General features: G+C 44.1%; 19 protein-coding genes. 5 read left to right on the plus strand and 14 right to left on the minus strand.

Going from position 1 to position 18217, the window contains the following annotated elements:
* Nucleotides 1-84: 84 nt before the first annotated feature.
* The gene (locus GK108_RS18405; RefSeq protein WP_163951758.1) at nt 85-357 is read right to left on the minus strand and encodes a hypothetical protein; all 273 of its coding nucleotides are present in this window, start codon (nt 355-357) and stop codon (nt 85-87) included.
* Nucleotides 358-415: 58 nt separating this feature from the next.
* Nucleotides 416-1021, minus strand: coding sequence for a ParA family protein (locus tag GK108_RS18410; RefSeq protein WP_163951760.1), 606 nt, complete (start codon nt 1019-1021; stop codon nt 416-418).
* 219 nt (nt 1022-1240) lie between these two features.
* Here GK108_RS18410 and GK108_RS18415 point away from each other — a divergent pair, with 219 nt between their 5' ends.
* Nucleotides 1241-2671: a phosphoribosyltransferase-like protein gene (locus tag GK108_RS18415; protein WP_163951762.1), complete on the plus strand. Its 1431-nt coding sequence runs from the start codon at nt 1241-1243 to the stop codon at nt 2669-2671.
* Between the two features lie 69 nt (nt 2672-2740).
* Here the strand turns inward: GK108_RS18415 and GK108_RS18420 are convergent, their stop codons facing one another.
* The 5 genes from GK108_RS18420 to GK108_RS18440 all read right to left on the minus strand — a co-directional run bounded on the left by GK108_RS18420 (nt 2741) and on the right by GK108_RS18440 (nt 5705).
* On the minus strand, nt 2741-3421 hold the full coding sequence (locus GK108_RS18420; protein ID WP_163951764.1) for an antA/AntB antirepressor family protein: 681 nt from the start codon (nt 3419-3421) through the stop codon (nt 2741-2743).
* Entirely contained in the window at nt 3414-3785 is a 372-nt protein-coding gene (locus GK108_RS18425) for a hypothetical protein (RefSeq protein WP_163951767.1), read from the minus strand. Before GK108_RS18425 ends, GK108_RS18420 begins: the two co-directional genes overlap by 8 nt.
* 16 nt (nt 3786-3801) lie before the next feature.
* Complete coding sequence (locus GK108_RS18430; protein WP_163951768.1) at nt 3802-4428, minus strand: hypothetical protein; 627 nt, start codon at nt 4426-4428, stop codon at nt 3802-3804.
* The gene (locus GK108_RS18435; RefSeq protein ID WP_163951770.1) at nt 4418-5314 is read right to left on the minus strand and encodes an NUMOD4 domain-containing protein; all 897 of its coding nucleotides are present in this window, start codon (nt 5312-5314) and stop codon (nt 4418-4420) included. The genes GK108_RS18430 and GK108_RS18435 overlap by 11 nt, the downstream gene beginning before the upstream one ends.
* Before the next feature lie 199 nt (nt 5315-5513).
* A complete protein-coding gene (locus GK108_RS18440; RefSeq protein ID WP_163951772.1) occupies nt 5514-5705 on the minus strand; it encodes a hypothetical protein in 192 nt (63 codons plus the stop codon).
* Nucleotides 5706-5885: 180 nt separating this feature from the next.
* Between GK108_RS18440 and GK108_RS18445 the strand changes: the two genes are divergently transcribed.
* Entirely contained in the window at nt 5886-6326 is a 441-nt protein-coding gene (locus tag GK108_RS18445) for a helix-turn-helix domain-containing protein (protein ID WP_163951708.1), read from the plus strand.
* A gap of 53 nt (nt 6327-6379) precedes the next feature.
* Complete coding sequence (locus GK108_RS18450; RefSeq protein WP_212592832.1) at nt 6380-6916, plus strand: transposase; 537 nt, start codon at nt 6380-6382, stop codon at nt 6914-6916.
* Nucleotides 6917-6930: 14 nt separating this feature from the next.
* Here the strand turns inward: GK108_RS18450 and GK108_RS18455 are convergent, their stop codons facing one another.
* Nucleotides 6931-8145, minus strand: a complete 1215-nt coding sequence (locus GK108_RS18455; protein WP_163951774.1) for a proline dehydrogenase family protein — start codon at nt 8143-8145, stop codon at nt 6931-6933.
* Between the two features lie 397 nt (nt 8146-8542).
* Here GK108_RS18455 and GK108_RS18460 point away from each other — a divergent pair, with 397 nt between their 5' ends.
* Nucleotides 8543-9436: an AraC family transcriptional regulator gene (locus GK108_RS18460; RefSeq protein ID WP_163951776.1), complete on the plus strand. Its 894-nt coding sequence runs from the start codon at nt 8543-8545 to the stop codon at nt 9434-9436.
* A gap of 55 nt (nt 9437-9491) precedes the next feature.
* On the opposite strand, the gene GK108_RS18465 is transcribed toward GK108_RS18460, so the two are convergent.
* Nucleotides 9492-12911 (minus strand): ThuA domain-containing protein, encoded by a 3420-nt coding sequence (locus tag GK108_RS18465; RefSeq protein WP_163951778.1) that lies wholly within the window; start codon nt 12909-12911, stop codon nt 9492-9494.
* Between the two features lie 165 nt (nt 12912-13076).
* Nucleotides 13077-13853, minus strand: a complete 777-nt coding sequence (locus GK108_RS18470) for an META domain-containing protein (protein ID WP_163951780.1) — start codon at nt 13851-13853, stop codon at nt 13077-13079.
* 281 nt (nt 13854-14134) lie between these two features.
* On the opposite strand from GK108_RS18470, the gene GK108_RS18475 reads away from it, so the two are divergent.
* Entirely contained in the window at nt 14135-14467 is a 333-nt protein-coding gene (locus GK108_RS18475; protein WP_163951781.1) for a YegP family protein, read from the plus strand.
* 71 nt (nt 14468-14538) lie between these two features.
* On the opposite strand, the gene GK108_RS18480 is transcribed toward GK108_RS18475, so the two are convergent.
* The 4 genes from GK108_RS18480 to GK108_RS18495 form a co-directional block, all read right to left on the minus strand.
* A complete protein-coding gene (locus GK108_RS18480) occupies nt 14539-14838 on the minus strand; it encodes a DUF3471 domain-containing protein (protein ID WP_163951783.1) in 300 nt (99 codons plus the stop codon).
* A complete protein-coding gene (locus GK108_RS18485; protein WP_163951785.1) occupies nt 14838-15551 on the minus strand; it encodes a hypothetical protein in 714 nt (237 codons plus the stop codon). Before GK108_RS18485 ends, GK108_RS18480 begins: the two co-directional genes overlap by 1 nt.
* A gap of 104 nt (nt 15552-15655) precedes the next feature.
* Nucleotides 15656-16516 carry a LytR/AlgR family response regulator transcription factor gene (locus tag GK108_RS18490; protein WP_163951787.1) on the minus strand — a complete coding sequence of 287 codons (861 nt, stop codon included), beginning with the start codon at nt 16514-16516 and terminating at the stop codon, nt 15656-15658.
* Between the two features lie 98 nt (nt 16517-16614).
* The gene (locus tag GK108_RS18495) at nt 16615-17865 is read right to left on the minus strand and encodes an MFS transporter (protein ID WP_163951789.1); all 1251 of its coding nucleotides are present in this window, start codon (nt 17863-17865) and stop codon (nt 16615-16617) included.
* Nucleotides 17866-18217 lie beyond the last annotated feature (352 nt).

An 18217-nucleotide genomic window follows, 5' to 3' on the forward strand; every position in this document is an offset into this window, starting at 1 on the left:
AAGCCACAAAGCTATTGGTAAGAGCAAGGTAGAAATAGGGTAGTTTTCCCGTATTTCTAACTCGTTTCTATTGTTGGCATGCCCTTAATCGGCGGGTAAATAAGCCTGCAATGCTTCTGTACACACTTCCTTAATGGATTTGCCCGTCTTGGCACAATGGATCTTAACCCGTTGCATCAACACGCGATCCGCCCAGAAGTTAAAATGCACTTCGTCCGGCTTCTTTTCGGTCGTTTTAGCAGGAGGACTTACGGGTTCAGTTTCCACTGGCCGTACTTCCTGAATGGGTGTTTTGGGGGGATCTTTCTTAAGAGATTCCGCTAACCGTTTGCGGTTTTCTTGATAATCTTTGCTCATGGCGTCTTGGTGTGAATCTCATAGATAAAACCTATAAGACGGATAAGGAATAATTTATCTAGCTGGCATTCATCCGGTCCAAGATCTCACCGGCCAAATCGATCACTTCATCTTTGGCGCGCTGATCCTCACTACCAAAGACACTATTGGTCATTGGCGAACGGGTATAACTGACGCGCTGGCTGATTGCTGTTGTATGTAACGGAATGGCGTACTCGGTCAGAATCTCTTTAACCTCTTCGGTAAGGCTGGTACGGGACAGAACCATATTGAGTACAATACCGGCCTTGAGAGTGGGTTTAAGGCTCATACTTTGCTGCAGCAGGGCGATCGTGGCTCGAATGGCCATCGCATCCAGAATACCAGCCTTGGTTGGTACCAGCACGTAATCTGAGAGCGCGAACAGCTCGCTGAGCCGGTTGGACAGATACGGGGGCGTGTCAACAACGACCAAGTCATAGTCGGAGAGCTTATTGGATAGCAGCAGCTCCAGATCAACAATGTCGACGCCCGACAAAAATTCTTTCAGATCGGAAACGGAACCCTGCAGGTCCGTATCGACAATAGCTACTTTGGCATCTTCGGCGAAACAGTACGCCAGGTTAATGGCCAAAGTAGTCTTGCCGACCCCTCCTTTCTGGTGGGCAATGGTGATTACTTTCATTGGCAGTCGTTAAAAGGTGGGGCAATTTATATAAATGCATATTTATGTAAAGCCAATTCAGCAGATTTCCTATTCTAATACTTTTTACATGATCATATTTTCATGTTTATTAAGTGTATATGTGTGCGATTTTACAAAACAAGCATACTAAGAAATCAAACATAAGTAGAATAACACTCAATTGTTATTCTGTATCGACATTGATAAATTGTTTATTTCATGAAATATCCACAAGCTTTAACATCCAAACTAGATGAAATTAGATCTATTGTTGAAAATTGGACTATTCCAATACCCTTTGAAGAAGTAGTAAAATGGATGATGCAATTTGATAACAATGACTTTGAATTAGCTTATAGAATTATTAAGAATCTAAATATTATTGGCTACGAAGAGCTAAAAAGTGCTCTTCATATTGCATATAGTAAGCTTGAAAGGATGTCAATAGATAAAGGCACCAAAATAAATAGCAAGAATACATTATTTGCGGGCATCGGTGACGGAGGTAAAAGCGGAGCTATGATAGGATATAATTTCAGAATTTCTAATGAGCTTTCTGAAGAAAATTTTTTAGATGAAGATTCATTTGCTCATATTGAGAAAGGTAGGATAGAAAACTTAGTACTAGTTGATGACATCATATCTACAGGAAACCAAGCTATAAAAGAAATACAAAAAATCACAGAAACTTTAATTCCACTAGGTGTTAAAAATATATTCCTTTTAACTGCTGTGGGAATGAAGGAAGGTATAAAAAAGGTAGAAAAGGATACAGGAGCATATGTATTTTCTGCTTTCGAATACGATACAAATGATACAATTATCTCATTTGACTCGTCTTTTTATGATGGCCTAGAATTTGAGAACAGAAAAAATTTAAAAGAGCGCCTTGAATATTATGGGAAGATTTGCAATCCAAAATCACCATTAGGTTATGGTGGAATTGGTGGTCTTATTGTTTTTTTTTATAATACACCAAACTCCACTATACCACATATATGGTCAACATTTAATGCTTGGATACCACTATTTAAGAGGACTCTGAGGATAAATGGAATTGATTCATATTATAAACAATTTGACAATTTACAATCTCAAAAGCCTAAAGCAAAACCAGGTAAAGAAGAGATAACATTGTTTGTTGAGGGAAAATCAGAAGAGATATTTTTTGAATTAATACTGCCTAAATTAAAAGAAGCAGTTAACTCAGATAATATTACTATCATTTCACTAGGAGGAAATATTACAGAAAAATTAATAGAGAATTTAAATAAAAGTGATACGAAATATTTATTTATCATAGAAGATAGCCCGTATGCATCTGATACTTGGGCTAAACGTATGGAGGAACTTTTTAATAATAAACCTCATATTAAAATAAAACCAATAATTTACTATTTAGATATCAATGCGATTCTTGGACTAGAGACTATAAAAACTAGCCTAAAGCTTCCTATTATTAAAGAAGAAGACATAAATAGTAGAGAGGCAAAAAAAGAACTTGAAGATCTCTTATTCAAAAGCTATGCGCCTCCTAATAGAAAGCGTCTTTTAAGTGCTTTACTTAGACAATATGCCAATAATGAAGAATTGGAAAAACTAATTAGCTCGATAAGCCAAGCTCTCAATAAACAGGTTAAAAAAAGTTAGAAAAATGTTTTGACTATATATTAATATATCCTCAATCTTCCAATAAAATTGAGGATATATTAATATTGCTTAAATGGTGAGCTCTGCACTGACAATCGCATAAATATTTTCCATATACCCCTTCCGATCGGCCACATCCAGCCAACTCTCCCGCTCAGTGCGTTTATGGCCTCGAATATTGATCCGGTAGAGGTAATAGAGCCGGTTATACACCAATCGCCAGGCGTTCTGCTGACTAACCCCCTTTGCCCGACAGTAGCCATTGACAATCCGCTGTACTTTAGCGCGCGTTGTTTCAACCGGTAACGCTTCACTGCTTCGGGGGACATCCAGTAGCGATCGAGCGGCCTGCTGCTGTGAGTCTAATACGGCTTTAAGCTTCTGCTCCAGATCCGTTATACGCTTATCAAGATGGGTAAGCAGCTGGTTCGGCTGAGTAGTTATCTGCTGTAATCGTTTCTCAGCCTCGATAAAGTACTGACGAGCCTGTTTGCCTCTTTCGGTACGTTCTACCATGGACAGTTCCTTGGCTGTATCCAGCGTAAGTACATACTCAATGATCCGGCCACCGGTTTCACCATTTAGTGAAACCGATGTATAATCCTGACCTTCGACAAGCTTATATTGTTTGATACGGCCCTTCATCCAATCGGCGAAATGCTTCCTATTTCCCAGAAAACGGTGCAGCTCCCGGCCCGAAACTGTAGGTAAGCCCTGGCCACTAGTCGAAATAGGGATCAGCTCATTCATGACTGCCCTCCTTTCGATTAATAGCGTTGCCAATCTCGCGCAGATCAGCCCCCAGGTCATTGGTAATGCAGGCAATATAGCGAGTCAGTACTTTGACTTGTTCCAGATGAAGGATAATCTCCTTCTGGCTGGAATCATCGAGTACAACCGACTTTCCTTCTTTCAAACCGCTATGCCATTTCTCTGTATAATACTCCAATTCTTCGTAGGCTTTATCCAGATGAGCCCATAAGGCATCGAGTACAATCTCAGCGCCCGAAAGGGCCATCGGTAAATCAAGGTTGGAGCTTGTCTCAATCTCCAGCTCAAAAGCCCAGAAGGTACTGTGCCGGATATCCTTGCCGGTTGAGGTTATATAATTCATGTTATGGCTCCTTTCTTTAGGCAAAATGCCGGGTTAGTTCTTCGATCTTATACATCATCACTACCTGCCTGAGTGGAAAGACGCGGTCCATGTGGCCAAAAAGGCTATTATCCTGCGTCAGACGGAGAAGTCTATTCTGGACCGGCTCAACCCGGCCAATCAGCCAGGTGCGAGGATGGGTTCTGTTATAACGGTAGGCTAGAGCTACAATACCATTAGTCGACATAAAATGGTAACGATCGATGGGTTTAGCCTTCAAAGAATCTCCCTTTAGAATTTGGGGAGCCATGGAGTTCGACCAGGCCGAAAAAACAGCATCTAATTTGACCGGCTCATGACCATTGCCTGCCAGTGGGTAAGGTGTGATCTCGTACAGGCGGGCAGTCTGGTTTACTTTGAGCTGCCGGTAGTAGAGCTGATCAAGGAGCCGCTCCCATCCATGAACAGTAGTCCCTTTCTGCTCCATATAGGCAATGCTGTTGGTTGTATCCCTCAGCTGCCGCATGTGTTTACCAAGCACAGCCAATGCTTCCGTTGTCTCATAGTCTGCTAAAAGGCGGGTACACTTCAGGCGGTGCAAAGCCCTGGCTGACCACTGAGCGGTTGAGGAGACAAATTCCTCTACGGCTATTTTACTGGACATCTGCCCCTCCTTTCTGGGTATCGCAGCCGCAATACTGATTAGTCCTGTAGGCCTTTTCGGGAGAAAAGATCACCTTGTCAAAAACACCGACCGTATTGATCGTACCATCGGGCCTGGGGAAACAGATACTGGCCTGGTAGGCTTCCAGTTCCATCCACTGACCGACCTTGTTGAAATACTGCTTCATGTAGAAGTACTGCATTTCGACAAACTCACCACTGATCAGATTAGGCGAGGTTAGATTGATTTCACCTTTCAGACCATTGCGGTACCAGATATCGATGTGAAGAATTGAAACAGCCGCTGGACGGTGTTTAGACCCTGCTGTTCGGTCATGAATTGTTAGCAGAGCGGGAATCTCTGCTAACAATTCTTCCGGATCACTTTCAGGGACAAGGGGCTTAGTCTCGGTGGAGGTTGCCTGTGTAGCGGAACGGTTTTTCGCGTTGAAACGGGGTGAGGGTTCCCAGCGAAGGTTGGTTACTTCGTTGCGCTTACCGTCTTTGACTTTACGCCGAACCCAGTCATATCCGTTTGGATTGGGCAGAAAAGCCTCAGCAACGGCTCTGTGGACCCGAATGGTTGCCGAGATTCTCTTTTGACCCGATCGGACAATAAAACAATGATCACCATCCTTGTTTGGCCAGGTTTTGACGTAATCCCGATCAGCATTGCTCCATACGTTACCCAGATTAGAGATACGGTATTGAGTTTCGAATCCGGCCAGAGGTTTCCAAACTTCATTGGGCTGTCCAGTTAGCGGATTGACATGAATGGATGAGAGCCGATCATCCGCTGTAGATTGGTGTGAGGCCGCATTTTGGGCCGTTGGTGGAGGGGTTGTTGCAAAGTTTCCCCTACCCACGTAGCTTTGCTCCGTAGACATAATAAATGAACTGTTTAGGGTGTTTACATGACCCCCTCATTGCACCGTCCAAAGTTCAAATGAGGGGGTTCACTATTTGTTTACCCTTCAATATCTACCGTTTTGGCTAGGCAGTCCTCCAAATTGTGGACACTATATAGCCTCTTTCGTATTGAATTGATCAACGAAGTTAATTTTTATTTGTCTATATGCAAATAAATTATTCTTTCCCTATTGCCTTTTTTCTTAGCCTTTCAGGTGGGTATTTTTCAGTATCTATATAATCTTTGAGTGCACCTGTCGGATCAGGTATTTGTATCTTTTCTATCAATCCTTTAGCTATTCTACTATAAATAGCCTGTGTGGATACTCCGCAAAGTTTCGCGTATTGATATGGAGTTGCATACTTCATTGTGCTTTGAGCTATCTATAGAGAACTAATCTTGTTTGCATATATACAAACAACAAGTATATTTGCATATATACAAATATATAGTACCTAGTAAATATCTATATACTACATACTGTCACTATTTTAAAGTGTGTAAGTAGTCTGTAAGAAATAGTTTGCATTATTTCCTAACTTGCCCTCATGGGACGAGTAAACACACCCGTTCTAACCAACACCCAACAGGCTGAGTTAGAACGCGAACTGAAGAGCAACGACAACCACAGCTTTCGCATGCGCTGCCAAGCCATCCTGCTCAAAGCGGCTGGCCGTAACTCGAAAGACGTGGCTCTGATCGTGGGCATGTGCCATGTTAGTGTGAATAGTTGGTTAAAACGCTTTAAAAATGATGGGATCGAAGGGCTAAAAATTAAACCGGGGCGGGGCCGTAAGCCCTTACTGGATAAAATAGCGGACAAAGAGGCCGTGCTGGCGGCTGTCAAAGCCAACCGCCAGCGTATCCAACTGGCCAAAGCTGACTGGCAAGCCACTCGCCAAAAAGGTAGCAAACCCGTCAGCGAGTCTACGTTTCGTACCTTTTTAAAAACCTTGGTGGGCGATATAAACGAATTCGCCGACGGGTAAAAGGAAAGCCTGATCCGGTAATATATACTTACAAAAAAGAACAACTTAGGGAGTTGGAAGAACTTTCTGGGCAAGGGCTGATTGATCTGTTTTATGGCGACGAAACCCATGTGTGTAGTGAAGGCTATGTGCCTTATGGCTGGCAATTTCCCCAGGAAGATGTTCATATAGTGGCCCAAAAGGGCTTCAAAATCAACTCTTGGGGGCTGATTAACCGGCAAAATAGCTTGCATTGGTCCACTACTCAGCAACGCATCACGGCTCGGTTTGTGGGTGAACAACTGGATAAGCTCTCGTTTAGGATTCATCGGTCGACAGTGGTTGTGTTGGACAATGCTCGGATTCACACAGCGGGCTACATCCAAGGGATGCGTTCGATTTGGGAAGCCAGAGGGCTTTATCTATTTTTCTTACCGACTTATTGTCCTCATTTCAACCTTGCTGAAACGCTATGGCGACATCTAAAAGGGGGATGGTTAAAACCCGAGGACTATTCGACCAGCGATGAATTAGCTTATGCCTTAAATCGCTGTTTAGCGAATGTGGGTCGAGAGTTAACGATCAATTTTAGTGCTTTTAATGCAAACTAATAATCGAGCACTACTTAAATACCTCTCCTCTTTATTTCTTTTTCAATTAAAAACAGCTCCCTGCTGGTCTGGCCAGCAACGGAGCTGTTTTCTTGTGCCCGGCGCATCAGATAGGGTATAACATCATCAATAGGCCCATAGGGTAAGTACTTGGTTACGTTGCAGCCTGCTTTAGCCAGGTTAAACGTAATGTTGTCACTCATACCGTATAACTGCGAAAACTGCACATGGGGGTGGTTGAGTGTCAGGTTCGCTTCGTCGAGTAGTTGAACCGCATACTGAGAGCTGTATTCATTATGGGAGGCAATGATTACCGACAGGGTACTGAGCCGTTCAATTGTGTAATCGATAGCTGCGTTAAAATCCTGATCGCTCGACGATTTATCCGGTTGAATAGGCGAGGGGGCCTGTAGAGACTCCGCTCGTTTCCGTTCTTTTTCCATATAGGCACCCCGCACAATTTTAACCCCTAAAATGAAATCATTTTTTAACGCCATCGCGTGCGAAAGTTTCAGGAATTCAAGCCGGTCGTGGCGATAGAGCTGTATGGTATTAAAGAGCACCACTCTATTTTTATTATAGACCTGCATCAATTGCATGGTGATGGCATCAATCGTATCCTGAATCCAGGATTCTTCAGCATCAATCAGAATACCCACATTTTTCTGGGATGCTAGCTTACATAAGTCAACCAGGCGTTGTATTACTTTGTCCCATTCCTGCTTTTCAGACGTAGTAAGCTGATCGGTATTGATCGTAGCTGCTTCGGCTGTCAGCTTAGAGGTTGTATTTAATTTTTCAAGGAGGGCAAACCGGGCGAGTGCCGTTATTTTAACCGCAATCAGATTGGTTGTTTCTGGATTGGCCGCGTGGTTAATTACATTGATAAATTCGTCTTTGGCATTGTCGAAATCTATTTCACTTTCTTTCCCTTCTGCGCCATAATCGAATATTATACCAATGCCATATTTCTTTAAATTTTCGGCAACCGTTTTCGTACCTTGGAGGGTTTCGCCACCTACAAATTGTTCGAAGATTGTAGATCGTAGCAGACCTTTGATGGGTAGTTTCCATTTAACGGCTAGTATGGTAAGTTCTGTTCCAATGCTAACCAGCCATCCCTGATTCATTAATTGAAACAGGCGATACGTTTTTTTTAATTGTTTATCAGACTTATAAATAAAAGCCTGTTCAGTATTGTCGAATGAAATTTTAGCTTTACTATTCATGCCTATTTTTTTTCAAATCTACACCTAGGATTCTCCTGAAAGTGGTGCTGGCAATTTTTGAAAAGACTTGGACAATTATTGTGAAATTTTATCCTGTTAACAGCCTGATCAGATACCATATGTCAAACAACTGTCTATACAGATAATTATTTTACTTGTGTAAAAATAACAATATAGCTGCTGAGTAATTATACTTATTGCGGTTTTTTATACTATGATAACATGAAATTTTAATTAAAATTTCTGTTAGTTTTTTCTCTGGAATAAGAAGCATATGATTATCTTGCATTACAGCCAATAAGTAACCATATTTTACGAATAAATGCTTTAAAAGCAAATTTACTTTGGCTGTAAATAGTATAAGTTCGTTCTGAAATAATAATAAACCGTCTTGTCTATGAAAGTGTTGGAATTTACACCGCCTGTCCCTAAAGAGGATTCGGTTGTAGTTGATGAAGACATCCTGCCCTATTTTTACAATTACTTTCACCGACATAAACAACTACAGATAACAGTAATTCTTCATGGTACGGGTACCTTAACAGCAGGCAATTATAGTCAGTCCTTCAAACCCGGTGATATTTATATTCTAGGGGCTAATCAGCCACATATATTTAAGTCGGATGCCTCACATTTTAGTCATCCAGAACGTATGAATGCGCATGCCATTCACGTTTATTTTGATCAGAGTCGAATTCCAGGGCAGTTTTTTGACCTTCCTGAAATGGAATCGATTAGTAATTTTCTGCCTACGACGCAATACGGATTACAACTACCTTCTCAATACGTAACACATGTTAGCCGCGTATTAACTAAGCTGAAAAATAAAAATAGCCTCGACCGATTATTAACGCTGATCAAATTATTTGACTATTTCTCCAAGCAGGTAAGAGACTGGAAATCGTTAGATTCGGGCTTGTCGAGAAATTATTTCTTTGATGGCGAAGGCGTTCGGATGAACGATGTATTTCAGTATACGCTAGAACATTACGCTGAAAATATTACGCTGAATAAAATTGCTGAAATAGCGCATATAACTCCGCATGCTTTCTGCAAGTATTTTAAAAAGCATACCAGGAAAACGTATAATGCTTTTTTAAATGAAATACGTATTAGTGAGGCTTGTAAAAAAATAATAAATAGTAATCATGATGGGATTTCTACAATAGCCTATTCAACGGGATTTAATAGTGCCACAAACTTTAATCGTGTTTTTCGAAAAACAACGGGCATGTCGCCCCGAGATTATATAAAAGTTTATAAAAGTAAACTCGACAAATTAGCTAGTTGAGTCAATAAAAAAGCCCACCTAAGTGGGCTTTTTTATTGACTGTAAGCTGACCGAATTACATCCCTTGTGTTGTAAACTGAACCGCGTCTACAGCGAAAAGAGGTTTCTGTTTAGCTTCTGGATTGACAAATACCAGATACAGTTTATGGCGACCCGATACAGGTTGCCGGAAAGGAATGCTGACAGCACCTGTAGCCCCTGTTTTTACATCTGCTTCGCCCAATAACGTACCGGTAGGTGAGTCTAGCCGGGCTTCGAGCTTGCCGCCCGCTACTTGATCGTTGCTGGCAAATACGGTTGGCGAAATGCCTTTGATACCGGTTAGATCAATATCTGTAAAGGCTACGTAGCTGCCCGATTTCAGGCCAATAGCGGCAGGACCCATCTTCGGAATATCGTACTGGAAAATATCCTGTTTAACATCGGCTGAAACGGCTTTAACGACCGGAGAACGTAACGCCAGTGTTGAGGTTCCTGTAACGGGACCAATAGCGCCATTACCACGATCTGTATAGGTAGCAGTCAATAGGTAGGAGCCATCTTTTTTCTGCTGTGCAGGCACGTAGTCGCCAGCAAGAGGTTGGCGGTTGGCCGCTTTTTCGTTGGCCAGCGATAAAATGTAGCGAACCATGTCAGTTGCTTCGCTTTCTTTCAGTTGTGGGTGGGCACTCATGGCCTGTTCGCCCCAGACACCACCGCCACCAGCAATAATTTTACGGGCTAGTTTTCCCTCAATCTGAAAACCTCCTTTGTACTTCTTCGCTACGTCGATATAAGCAGGCCCAATCGACTTTTTATCGATAGCGTGGCAAGCCTTACAGTCGCTCAGCTCAATCAGCCGTTTTCCGGTCGAAAAGCCTGTATTAGCCTGGTGGCCTTGCGCCAGCATCGTTTTATCGAAGCCCTCCAGATAATCGATGGTCATGGTTACGTCGTCGGGGCTGATACCTTTCTGTAACGTACCATCTTCTTTATCAACGACTTTGACGGTGTATTTTACCGGCTGATTCGGGAAATAGAAGGTTTTATTGCCAGCAACCGCAACTTCCACTTTAGGTTCGTCATTCCCAACCTTGATATCCATGCTTTGGGTGGCCGAATTACCAGCAGCATCGGTAACTTTCAGGGTGGTGGTATAAACGCCAGGTTTGCTGAACGTAACGGTTGGATTGGCCGTCGTTTGTTTTGGCATACCTTTACCAAACGTCCATTCGTATTTCAGCGCATCGTTGTCGTAGTCCATTGACCCTTTCGAATCAAACTTGACAGTTAACGGGGCTGCACCTACCATTTTATTTGCACTCGCTACCGCTACAGGCTTGCGGTTACCAGCATTGAACGTAATGCGCGACAGTCGGGCGTCGGCATTCGCTGCAAACCATTGCTGGCCATACTCCAACGTATAGAGCGAACCGTCATTGGCAAACTGCATGTCGATTACGTGCGAAAATTTCGTGTTGGGAAGGAAGGTTTCCATCTTCACAAAATCGCCGTTTTCTTTCATCGTAACCGGATGAATCCAGTCGCGCATCCATTCATAGGCAAAGAATTTACCATCGTAGTGGCGGGGGAATTTCACCGATGTTTCTGGATAATCGTCGTAATAATATACGGGTCCACCCATGGCGTTACGTCCTCCTTTGCCAACAATCTCACCAAACTCTGGTGACTCAGCGTATGGATAATAAATGAACGCTTTCTGAGCAGGTGGTAATTCTCTCAAACCGGTGTTGTTGGGTGAGTCGTTAATAGGCTTTTGCGGATCGAAAAGCGGACCGGTTGTGCTGTCAGCAAAGGTCCGTGTGTGGTAGGGGCGGTTATCGGCTACGAACAACGGCCAGCCGAAATAACCAGCCTGCCGCGCCTGATTGATCTCATCGTGACCGCGCGGGCCGTATTTGTCGCTATTGTTACCAGCGTCAGGACCTACTTCGCCCCAATATAAAAAACCTGTGCGCTGATCGACCGAAATACGGTATGGGTTTCGGTTACCCATTACGTAGATTTCAGGGCGGGCTTTAGGATTTCCTTTCGGAAATAGGTTGCCTTCAGGAATGGAATACGTACCGTCGGTTTCGGGATGGATACGGATAATTTTTCCACGTAAATCGTTGGTATTACTTGACGTTAAACGAGCATCCCAGCCGCTACGTCCCGGACGTTCATCAATAGGAGCGTAGCCGTCAGAGTTAAACGGGTTCGTGTCGTCGCCAGTCGACAGGTACAGATTGCCTTTCCGATCCCAGGCAATCGAGCCGCCAGTGTGGCAGCATCCATCGCGTTTAACCGGAATAGTCAACAATACTTTTTCCGTGTTGAGTAACAGGGTATCCTTAACATCGTCATAAACAAACCGAGATAAGTGTTGCGCGGTGTCGGCTACTGAATTACCCGTCAGTGGAGAATAGTAGGCGTAAATCCATTTGTTCTGTTTGAAATTTGGATCTACGTTTAATCCCATCAGACCATACTCAAACTTGGTAAACACCGGAAAATTGGCGACTACCTTTACTTTCTTTTTAGTAGGGTCCCAAAGCTTTAAAGCACCCTTCCGTTCCGAGAAAAGCACCTTTCCGTTGTCGAGCACAACCAGTTCCGTCGGTTCATCCAGACCGGCCGTTAGTACCTGCCGCTCAAAACGATTCTCCTCGGGATAAGGCTGCGTTTTAGCCTGACCAAACTTCAGGCTACTGGCCATCACCGATTTGATACCACCTAAAATATGCTGTAAAAACAACGCATCGCTATAGGATTCGTCTGTGTGGCCACCACCCGTATAGAATGCTTTACCTCCATCGAACTCATGATGCCAGATAAACGGATGATTATCGCCATTCTGGCCGCCTTCATACGTTTTTTCATTTAGTTTACCCAGGACTTTCAGAGTGGGTTGAATGCTCTTGTAGTTATACCATTCGTCCCACCGTTTCCAGTGGTCAGGCAGCATTTTAGTGGACGGGTGATTTTTATCGACGATGTCGATTTCGGCATTTTGCTGCTTAGGATGACTTAGGAAATAAGCACCCACCAGTTGGTTATACCAGGGCCAATCATATTCGGTATCGGCGGCTGCGTGAATACCAACAAAACCGCCCCCTGCCTGGATATACCGCTCGAAGGCCGCTTGTTGTGCTTCATCGAGCACATTCCCGGTAGTGCTCAACCAGATTACAGCTCCATACTTTTTTAGGTTGGATTCGTTAAATTTTGATGCATCTTCCGTTGTATCGACAGCAAACCCATTTTCCTGACCAAGTTTCATAATGGCCTGTTTGCCAACAGGAATCGACGCATGACGGAAGCCTTTTGTTTTGGAAAAAACCAGTACCCGATTGAGCGCAACAGGGGCTTCGGCTGAGGCTGTAGGCTTAGTGGACGTAGTGCGCTTAGCGGTTGTCTGTGCCCAGGAAGGCGCAGTCACTGCTAGCACGCCCACCAGCAACAACGCGCGGGAGGGAAGCCGGAAGTGTTTCATAGAGATTGAAATTTATGCAGATTGGGTTGCGGTAAATTGACCAGAAAGACAGGCGAAGGTTAACTTATTCGAGTATTCGTTTGTCTTTTAGTAAGAAACAAAAGTAACGAAAAACCTAACGCTATGGTAGCGCTTTTATAGGTGAATTATATCTTTAATAGACCATTAATCTACTTTCTTGAAGGTGGCTACGGGCTTTCCCTGCTGGAACAGGGTAAGTTTTCCGTCACTAACCCGGTAGGCCACCGGCTGGACAAGTAGGTTCAGGAATTTAGATTCCACAGCGCTTATGTTATCGACACAAGCCATTTTAGTTGTAACAAGTGGGCCAAAGCGAATCAGATGAGTATCGGCGTGGACACTACCACTCAGCCGATTGCACCCCGTTGTGCCAGTAACCCGGGCATCGGTTAATGAAATTTCCAGCCTGGGGACCTCCCGGCCGTTAGCAGAAGGAGTAATCTGTTGGCCCTGTAAATCAGTTAGTACCCAAATATCCTGAAGCAGGCTTACGATACGTAACGATACCCCACAGCCTACGTAATGCTTCCCATTATAATCGACCTCCACGCGATAGTCGAATCGTTGCTGGGATAGTTTATCGACGCAATTATCAGGCGAAAAGGTCGCTTTAAATCGCCCGGAAGGAGCCGGAAGATCGAAGCGGAACGTACCATCTGCACCAGGCTGCTGTTCCGGTACTACTACGTTAAGGCTGTCGCCGGTAGTGGCTTTGAACCGTAACAAGCGTGTCGAGCCATTAACGGCCAGTGACCAGCCCGGATCATTACCAATGGCAACAAGTTCTTCGCCCGCTTTGATATAAGCGGAGAAGTCGGTAATGTCTGACTGATTGGGGGGAGTAAGCATAGCTGCAAACTGAGTAGAAGGTCGACGACAGCCTACCACGAGGAGCAGAACACCCAGCAAAAGGGTACGCATAGCTTTCTGATTCAAGTGTTTTGTGTAAGACTTCAGTAGCCTGAAAAAGTTTAACCAGCCTCTGAAATCGCCCGCGTGAAAATCGACGGATTGACACAAGGGTTAAGCCGCAACGTTTCTAATTCATATATTAATATTGTATTTCTTTGATTTAATAGGATTATAATAAGCGAAATTTCTGTGCTGTTCGTAGTAGAACGTGTGATTTATTAGTAATTTTCTTGCAGATCGTTACAAAAGATACGACGGTCATTTATCACATTCACTAACTAGATTCGACTATGGGCAAATTTGTAGTATCGACGAGAGCCAACGGCGAGTTTCAATTCAACCTGAAAGCCGATAACGGTCAGGTAATTCTAACCAGCGAAGGTTATACCAGCAAAACAGGCTGTGAAAACGGTATTGAGTCAGTGCGGAAAAATGGGCCCGACGATGGAAAGTATGACCGGCTGGAATCGAAAAACGGAAAATACTATTTCAATCTGAAGGCTGGCAATGGCCAGATCATTGGCTCCAGCCAGATGTATGAATCAGAAGCGGGCCGCGATAATGGAATCGATTCTGTAAAACGAAACGCGCCTGGGGCAACCGTCGAAGAAACTACTGCCTAGTCAGCTAAAAACAATCTTTTCTTCACTCGCTTTCTTAAACGTATTGGAAGCGAGTGAAGAAAAAAGGTACGTTATTTGGTAAACACATAAGAGTCGTACTCTACGAAATCGCTGGCCTTAATGTCGACGCTCGTGACCTTGCCATTGGTGACAGTAAATTTGGTCGGAAAAATACCGTACGACTGATTGGAGTAAGTCATTCGGAACGTATCGTTATCCATATAATCGAGTTCGGCGGATAGGTTAGGATGATGTTCGAACGTAACGTTTAGGCCATCGTCAGCGGTTTTGATCGTAACCGTGCCGTAAATTCCATTTCTATACGTACCGGCATATGCTGACAGCGGGAGTGCCGGTTCTTCTGTATCCATTAGTTTCTTCGCCAGAGCTGCCGGAAAGCAACAAGATGACTAAGCAGGACAATGGGTACAACGAAACCCGGTAGCCAAATGAACGGGAATTTCAGGATACCGATGTTAGGTTGTTGAAACGCTAGCTGCTGAAAGGGGGAAGGGGCCGATAAGAGGGCGTGAGTCACAATATTGAGCAACAGCACCAGAGCCACTACGTTCCAGACAAATAGCCATTGTTTACTGAGGATGGGTCTATTGAAAGAAAAATAAGCGATTACCGGAGCTGTCAGACCCGCCAGAATATCAACATTGCGCCCTTCAAACGTCATGAGTTCTGGAATTTGATGATGGATATATAAAGCGTATAAAACTAACTCGACGGGAATCCGGATGGTATGGATGTAGGTAAGTGTAGACAGTGGTAGTTTGTCCAGAAAAGCACGACCGTTCGACGAACTAAATAAACCCGCTATCAGCAGGAAAGGCGGCAGGATGGCCAGGGGGAGTCGGGGTGGTTTGCTGGTAAGCGTTGTGAAAAAATGCTGAGCCGCCAATACGCCCAGGATTAGCAGCCAGACCAGTAAACCTAAGGCAGTAGAGATAGTTCGTTTTGGGGCGGATCGATGAACTGCTTTTAGAAAGCCAATGAACGTAATGGCCGTAGTAGCAGCAAAAGCAATAGCCAGCCAAAGGGGCGGTTCAACAAATAGATACGATAGATTCGGTTTCATGATTCCTGCTTGTCTGTTTGAACAAAGGAACAGGCCATGACGAGTTTCTACCAAGGAGAAAATGGGCTAAATCAACGAATGGTAGTGTAAGACGTAATGGATGGTTAAATGGGAACGGTCTGGCGAAACCATTTTTTAAAGTCAGCCCGTCGATACCGGCTGACGGTTACCTGTTCGCCCGTTTGATTTTTGTGCAATGCTGGCATTAACTCAACAAGAAGTTTTTGGTTACTATCATCCTGAACCTGTCGGATTGCATGCATCGCAACAATAAATTGTCGATTGAGCTGGAAAAATCCAGTTGTCAGTAGTTGATTTTCCAGGCTGGCGAATGAATTATAATTAGTGGTTAGTTGCTGCCCATTGGTTTGAACGAGTAGGACAACTCCTCCAGTAGAGTAGAAATAAGCAATTTCGCTGGGCATTAAACGAATTTGCCGTGTTCCTGCATCAATCAATAAGCCAGCTGATGACTGAGTTGCTGGGATCAGTTTAGGTTGACTATTGGCTATGTTTTGCCGTTTCTCAAGAGAGATTGTTTGAAGGAGATACAGCCCAACATAGCCGCCGTTGACAAGCGTAGCGATCGTAATACAAACAAATATACCGGACGTAACGAGGGGCATAGATGGCCAGTTGCCGGAATACACTCTGATGGCTAAGGGAAAGACAACGGAGAACGTTAACAAAGTCAGCGATCCACCAAGCAGAATTTGCTGACGAATACGTCTGCCTGGGTTTTTATAAAAAGGGGTATGCTGATCCAGATACCGGAAAATGGCCAGATTGGTCTCCCAGCAGCAGAGCATAACGGTGGCTACCGTTAAGAAATAAGGCCACGGGAAGCGGTAGTCAATTTCGTAGGGGTAATGCTTATAGAAAACCAGATGAGAAGCTATAGAGGCCGCCACCGGAACAATAACTAACCGGGCGTAACGATGTTGCTTTGCGGTGAGTGGAGCCATGGAGATAGGAAAATTGAAGGACTATATTAGCAAAAATCCCCATACTGACATTCGTCGGTACGGGGATTTTAATGTATTGCTACGTAGTGATTACGGGTCTACAGTTGAGGTTGCTCAGCTACCAGTTTTTCATCAACATGGCCTGGCTTGCGGTTGCGCATCCAGAACCATAATACGGTAAAGGCAACGATCAGAAAGATCGGGAACATGGTCATCTTGGCTAGAGTCGCCTGCCCTGCTGCGAGTTCAAGCGCGTCACCTGTTAACCCTGTTGTTGCTTTTTCAACCTTGGCAGCATCAATCCAACCTCCAATGATGGGTTGCCAAATGGAGGTAGAGAACATACCTACGCCCCCAATAATTGACATGCCTAATGCACCACTCGCCGGAATATTTTCGGCTACAAACCCAATCATGGTTGGCCAGAAATAACATACGCCGATGGCAAAGAAAACGGCAGCTACGTAAGCCATAGACCCGGTTTGTGTGCTGAATAAGTAAACGCCGATAGTGGCGAAAACGGAACCACCCAAGAGTACACCCGTTTGATTCAGCTTATGAATGATTGGCCCACCAAAATAGCGACCAATTGCCATCAGCCCTGTTGTAAGGGCTAGAATGTACATTGGCGTAGCTCCGCTCTTACTCATGATCAGGCCAACCCACTGTTGTGGACCAAATTCCGAAATAGCAGTAAAGGCCATGCAAACAAACATGAACAGGAAAAGCGGGGTAAGCATTGCCTGAAAATTACTGCTCAGCGAAGCCGCTTTGACTTCTTTTGACGTTGGGAATGCCTGACCGAAGAACAGGAACGCGTAGATCAGGGCTGGAATCATAATGATCCATACCTGGGTCTGCCAGGACAGACCAGCATCTGTCATAAACTTGGAAATGAGGCTGCCGATTACAATACCGCCAGGGAACCACATGTGGAAGCGATTCAGCATCTTGTTCATTTGAGCACCCGTAAACATATCCGCAATCATCGGATTACAGGCGGCTTCTGTACAACCATTACCAATACCGATCAGCAAGGTCGAAATCAGCAACATAGAATAGCTACCGGCGTAGATAGTCAACAAAATCCCCAGCGTATGGCACACAAAAGCAACATTCATGATGAGCTTGGGACCTACTGAATAATAAACCAGCCCACCCACAATCATAGCGATAGGGAAGCCGAAGAACCACATGGAATTGATGAAACCTAACTGCTCAGCCGATAGGCCAAGTTCAGTGCCTAGTTGAGGCAAAATTCCCGCTCGGATACTGAACGAAAAGGCCGTGGTGATCAGAGCGAAGCAGCTGGCTAAAAACAGCCGCGAAGGGTTAACGGTTTGATTCATTTTGTAGAAGAGGGATTTAGTGGTTATTAATCCGTTCGAACGTTTAAAGGGTTTTGATCAACAGTTTTTAAGTCTCTCAGGTGCATCGTAAAAACATTACGTATGCTGTGTTATGCTTACCTGGTCCGTAGTTTTCTAAAGACGACAGCAAGAATAAACTCCCCGTTACCTGATCGTATTTATGTAAAATTTCCGAAAAATAATAGAAAACTGCTAATTTCCGGCCGCAAAAACAGAGTATGTATGCTACGTCCTAACCTTGTCATAGTAGTGGTTTACGTACTCTTCGCTGTATTCTGTTGTTACCGAGTCGATTGACCGATACTACAGGTCAGAAATACGCTTACATCAC

It is taken from the genome of Spirosoma terrae, assembly GCF_010435915.1.
Taxonomy (GTDB): Bacteria; Bacteroidota; Bacteroidia; order Cytophagales; family Spirosomataceae; genus Spirosoma; species Spirosoma terrae.

What these genes read in the sequence shown, in the direction of transcription:
- GK108_RS18405 (WP_163951758.1), bottom strand. Translation starts at nt 357, where the DNA reads ATGAGCAAAGATTATCAAGAAAACCGCAAACGGTTAGCGGAATCTCTT.
- GK108_RS18410 (WP_163951760.1), bottom strand. Translation starts at nt 1,021, where the DNA reads ATGAAAGTAATCACCATTGCCCACCAGAAAGGAGGGGTCGGCAAGACT.
- GK108_RS18415 (WP_163951762.1), top strand. Translation starts at nt 1,241, where the DNA reads ATGAAATATCCACAAGCTTTAACATCCAAACTAGATGAAATTAGATCT.
- GK108_RS18420 (WP_163951764.1), bottom strand. Translation starts at nt 3,421, where the DNA reads ATGAATGAGCTGATCCCTATTTCGACTAGTGGCCAGGGCTTACCTACA.
- GK108_RS18425 (WP_163951767.1), bottom strand. Translation starts at nt 3,785, where the DNA reads ATGAATTATATAACCTCAACCGGCAAGGATATCCGGCACAGTACCTTC.
- GK108_RS18430 (WP_163951768.1), bottom strand. Translation starts at nt 4,428, where the DNA reads ATGTCCAGTAAAATAGCCGTAGAGGAATTTGTCTCCTCAACCGCTCAG.
- GK108_RS18435 (WP_163951770.1), bottom strand. Translation starts at nt 5,314, where the DNA reads ATGTCTACGGAGCAAAGCTACGTGGGTAGGGGAAACTTTGCAACAACC.
- GK108_RS18440 (WP_163951772.1), bottom strand. Translation starts at nt 5,705, where the DNA reads ATGAAGTATGCAACTCCATATCAATACGCGAAACTTTGCGGAGTATCC.
- GK108_RS18445 (WP_163951708.1), top strand. Translation starts at nt 5,886, where the DNA reads ATGGGACGAGTAAACACACCCGTTCTAACCAACACCCAACAGGCTGAG.
- GK108_RS18455 (WP_163951774.1), bottom strand. Translation starts at nt 8,145, where the DNA reads ATGAATAGTAAAGCTAAAATTTCATTCGACAATACTGAACAGGCTTTT.
- GK108_RS18460 (WP_163951776.1), top strand. Translation starts at nt 8,543, where the DNA reads ATGAAAGTGTTGGAATTTACACCGCCTGTCCCTAAAGAGGATTCGGTT.
- GK108_RS18465 (WP_163951778.1), bottom strand. Translation starts at nt 12,911, where the DNA reads ATGAAACACTTCCGGCTTCCCTCCCGCGCGTTGTTGCTGGTGGGCGTG.
- GK108_RS18470 (WP_163951780.1), bottom strand. Translation starts at nt 13,853, where the DNA reads ATGCGTACCCTTTTGCTGGGTGTTCTGCTCCTCGTGGTAGGCTGTCGT.
- GK108_RS18475 (WP_163951781.1), top strand. Translation starts at nt 14,135, where the DNA reads ATGGGCAAATTTGTAGTATCGACGAGAGCCAACGGCGAGTTTCAATTC.
- GK108_RS18480 (WP_163951783.1), bottom strand. Translation starts at nt 14,838, where the DNA reads ATGGATACAGAAGAACCGGCACTCCCGCTGTCAGCATATGCCGGTACG.
- GK108_RS18485 (WP_163951785.1), bottom strand. Translation starts at nt 15,551, where the DNA reads ATGAAACCGAATCTATCGTATCTATTTGTTGAACCGCCCCTTTGGCTG.
- GK108_RS18490 (WP_163951787.1), bottom strand. Translation starts at nt 16,516, where the DNA reads ATGGCTCCACTCACCGCAAAGCAACATCGTTACGCCCGGTTAGTTATT.
- GK108_RS18495 (WP_163951789.1), bottom strand. Translation starts at nt 17,865, where the DNA reads ATGAATCAAACCGTTAACCCTTCGCGGCTGTTTTTAGCCAGCTGCTTC.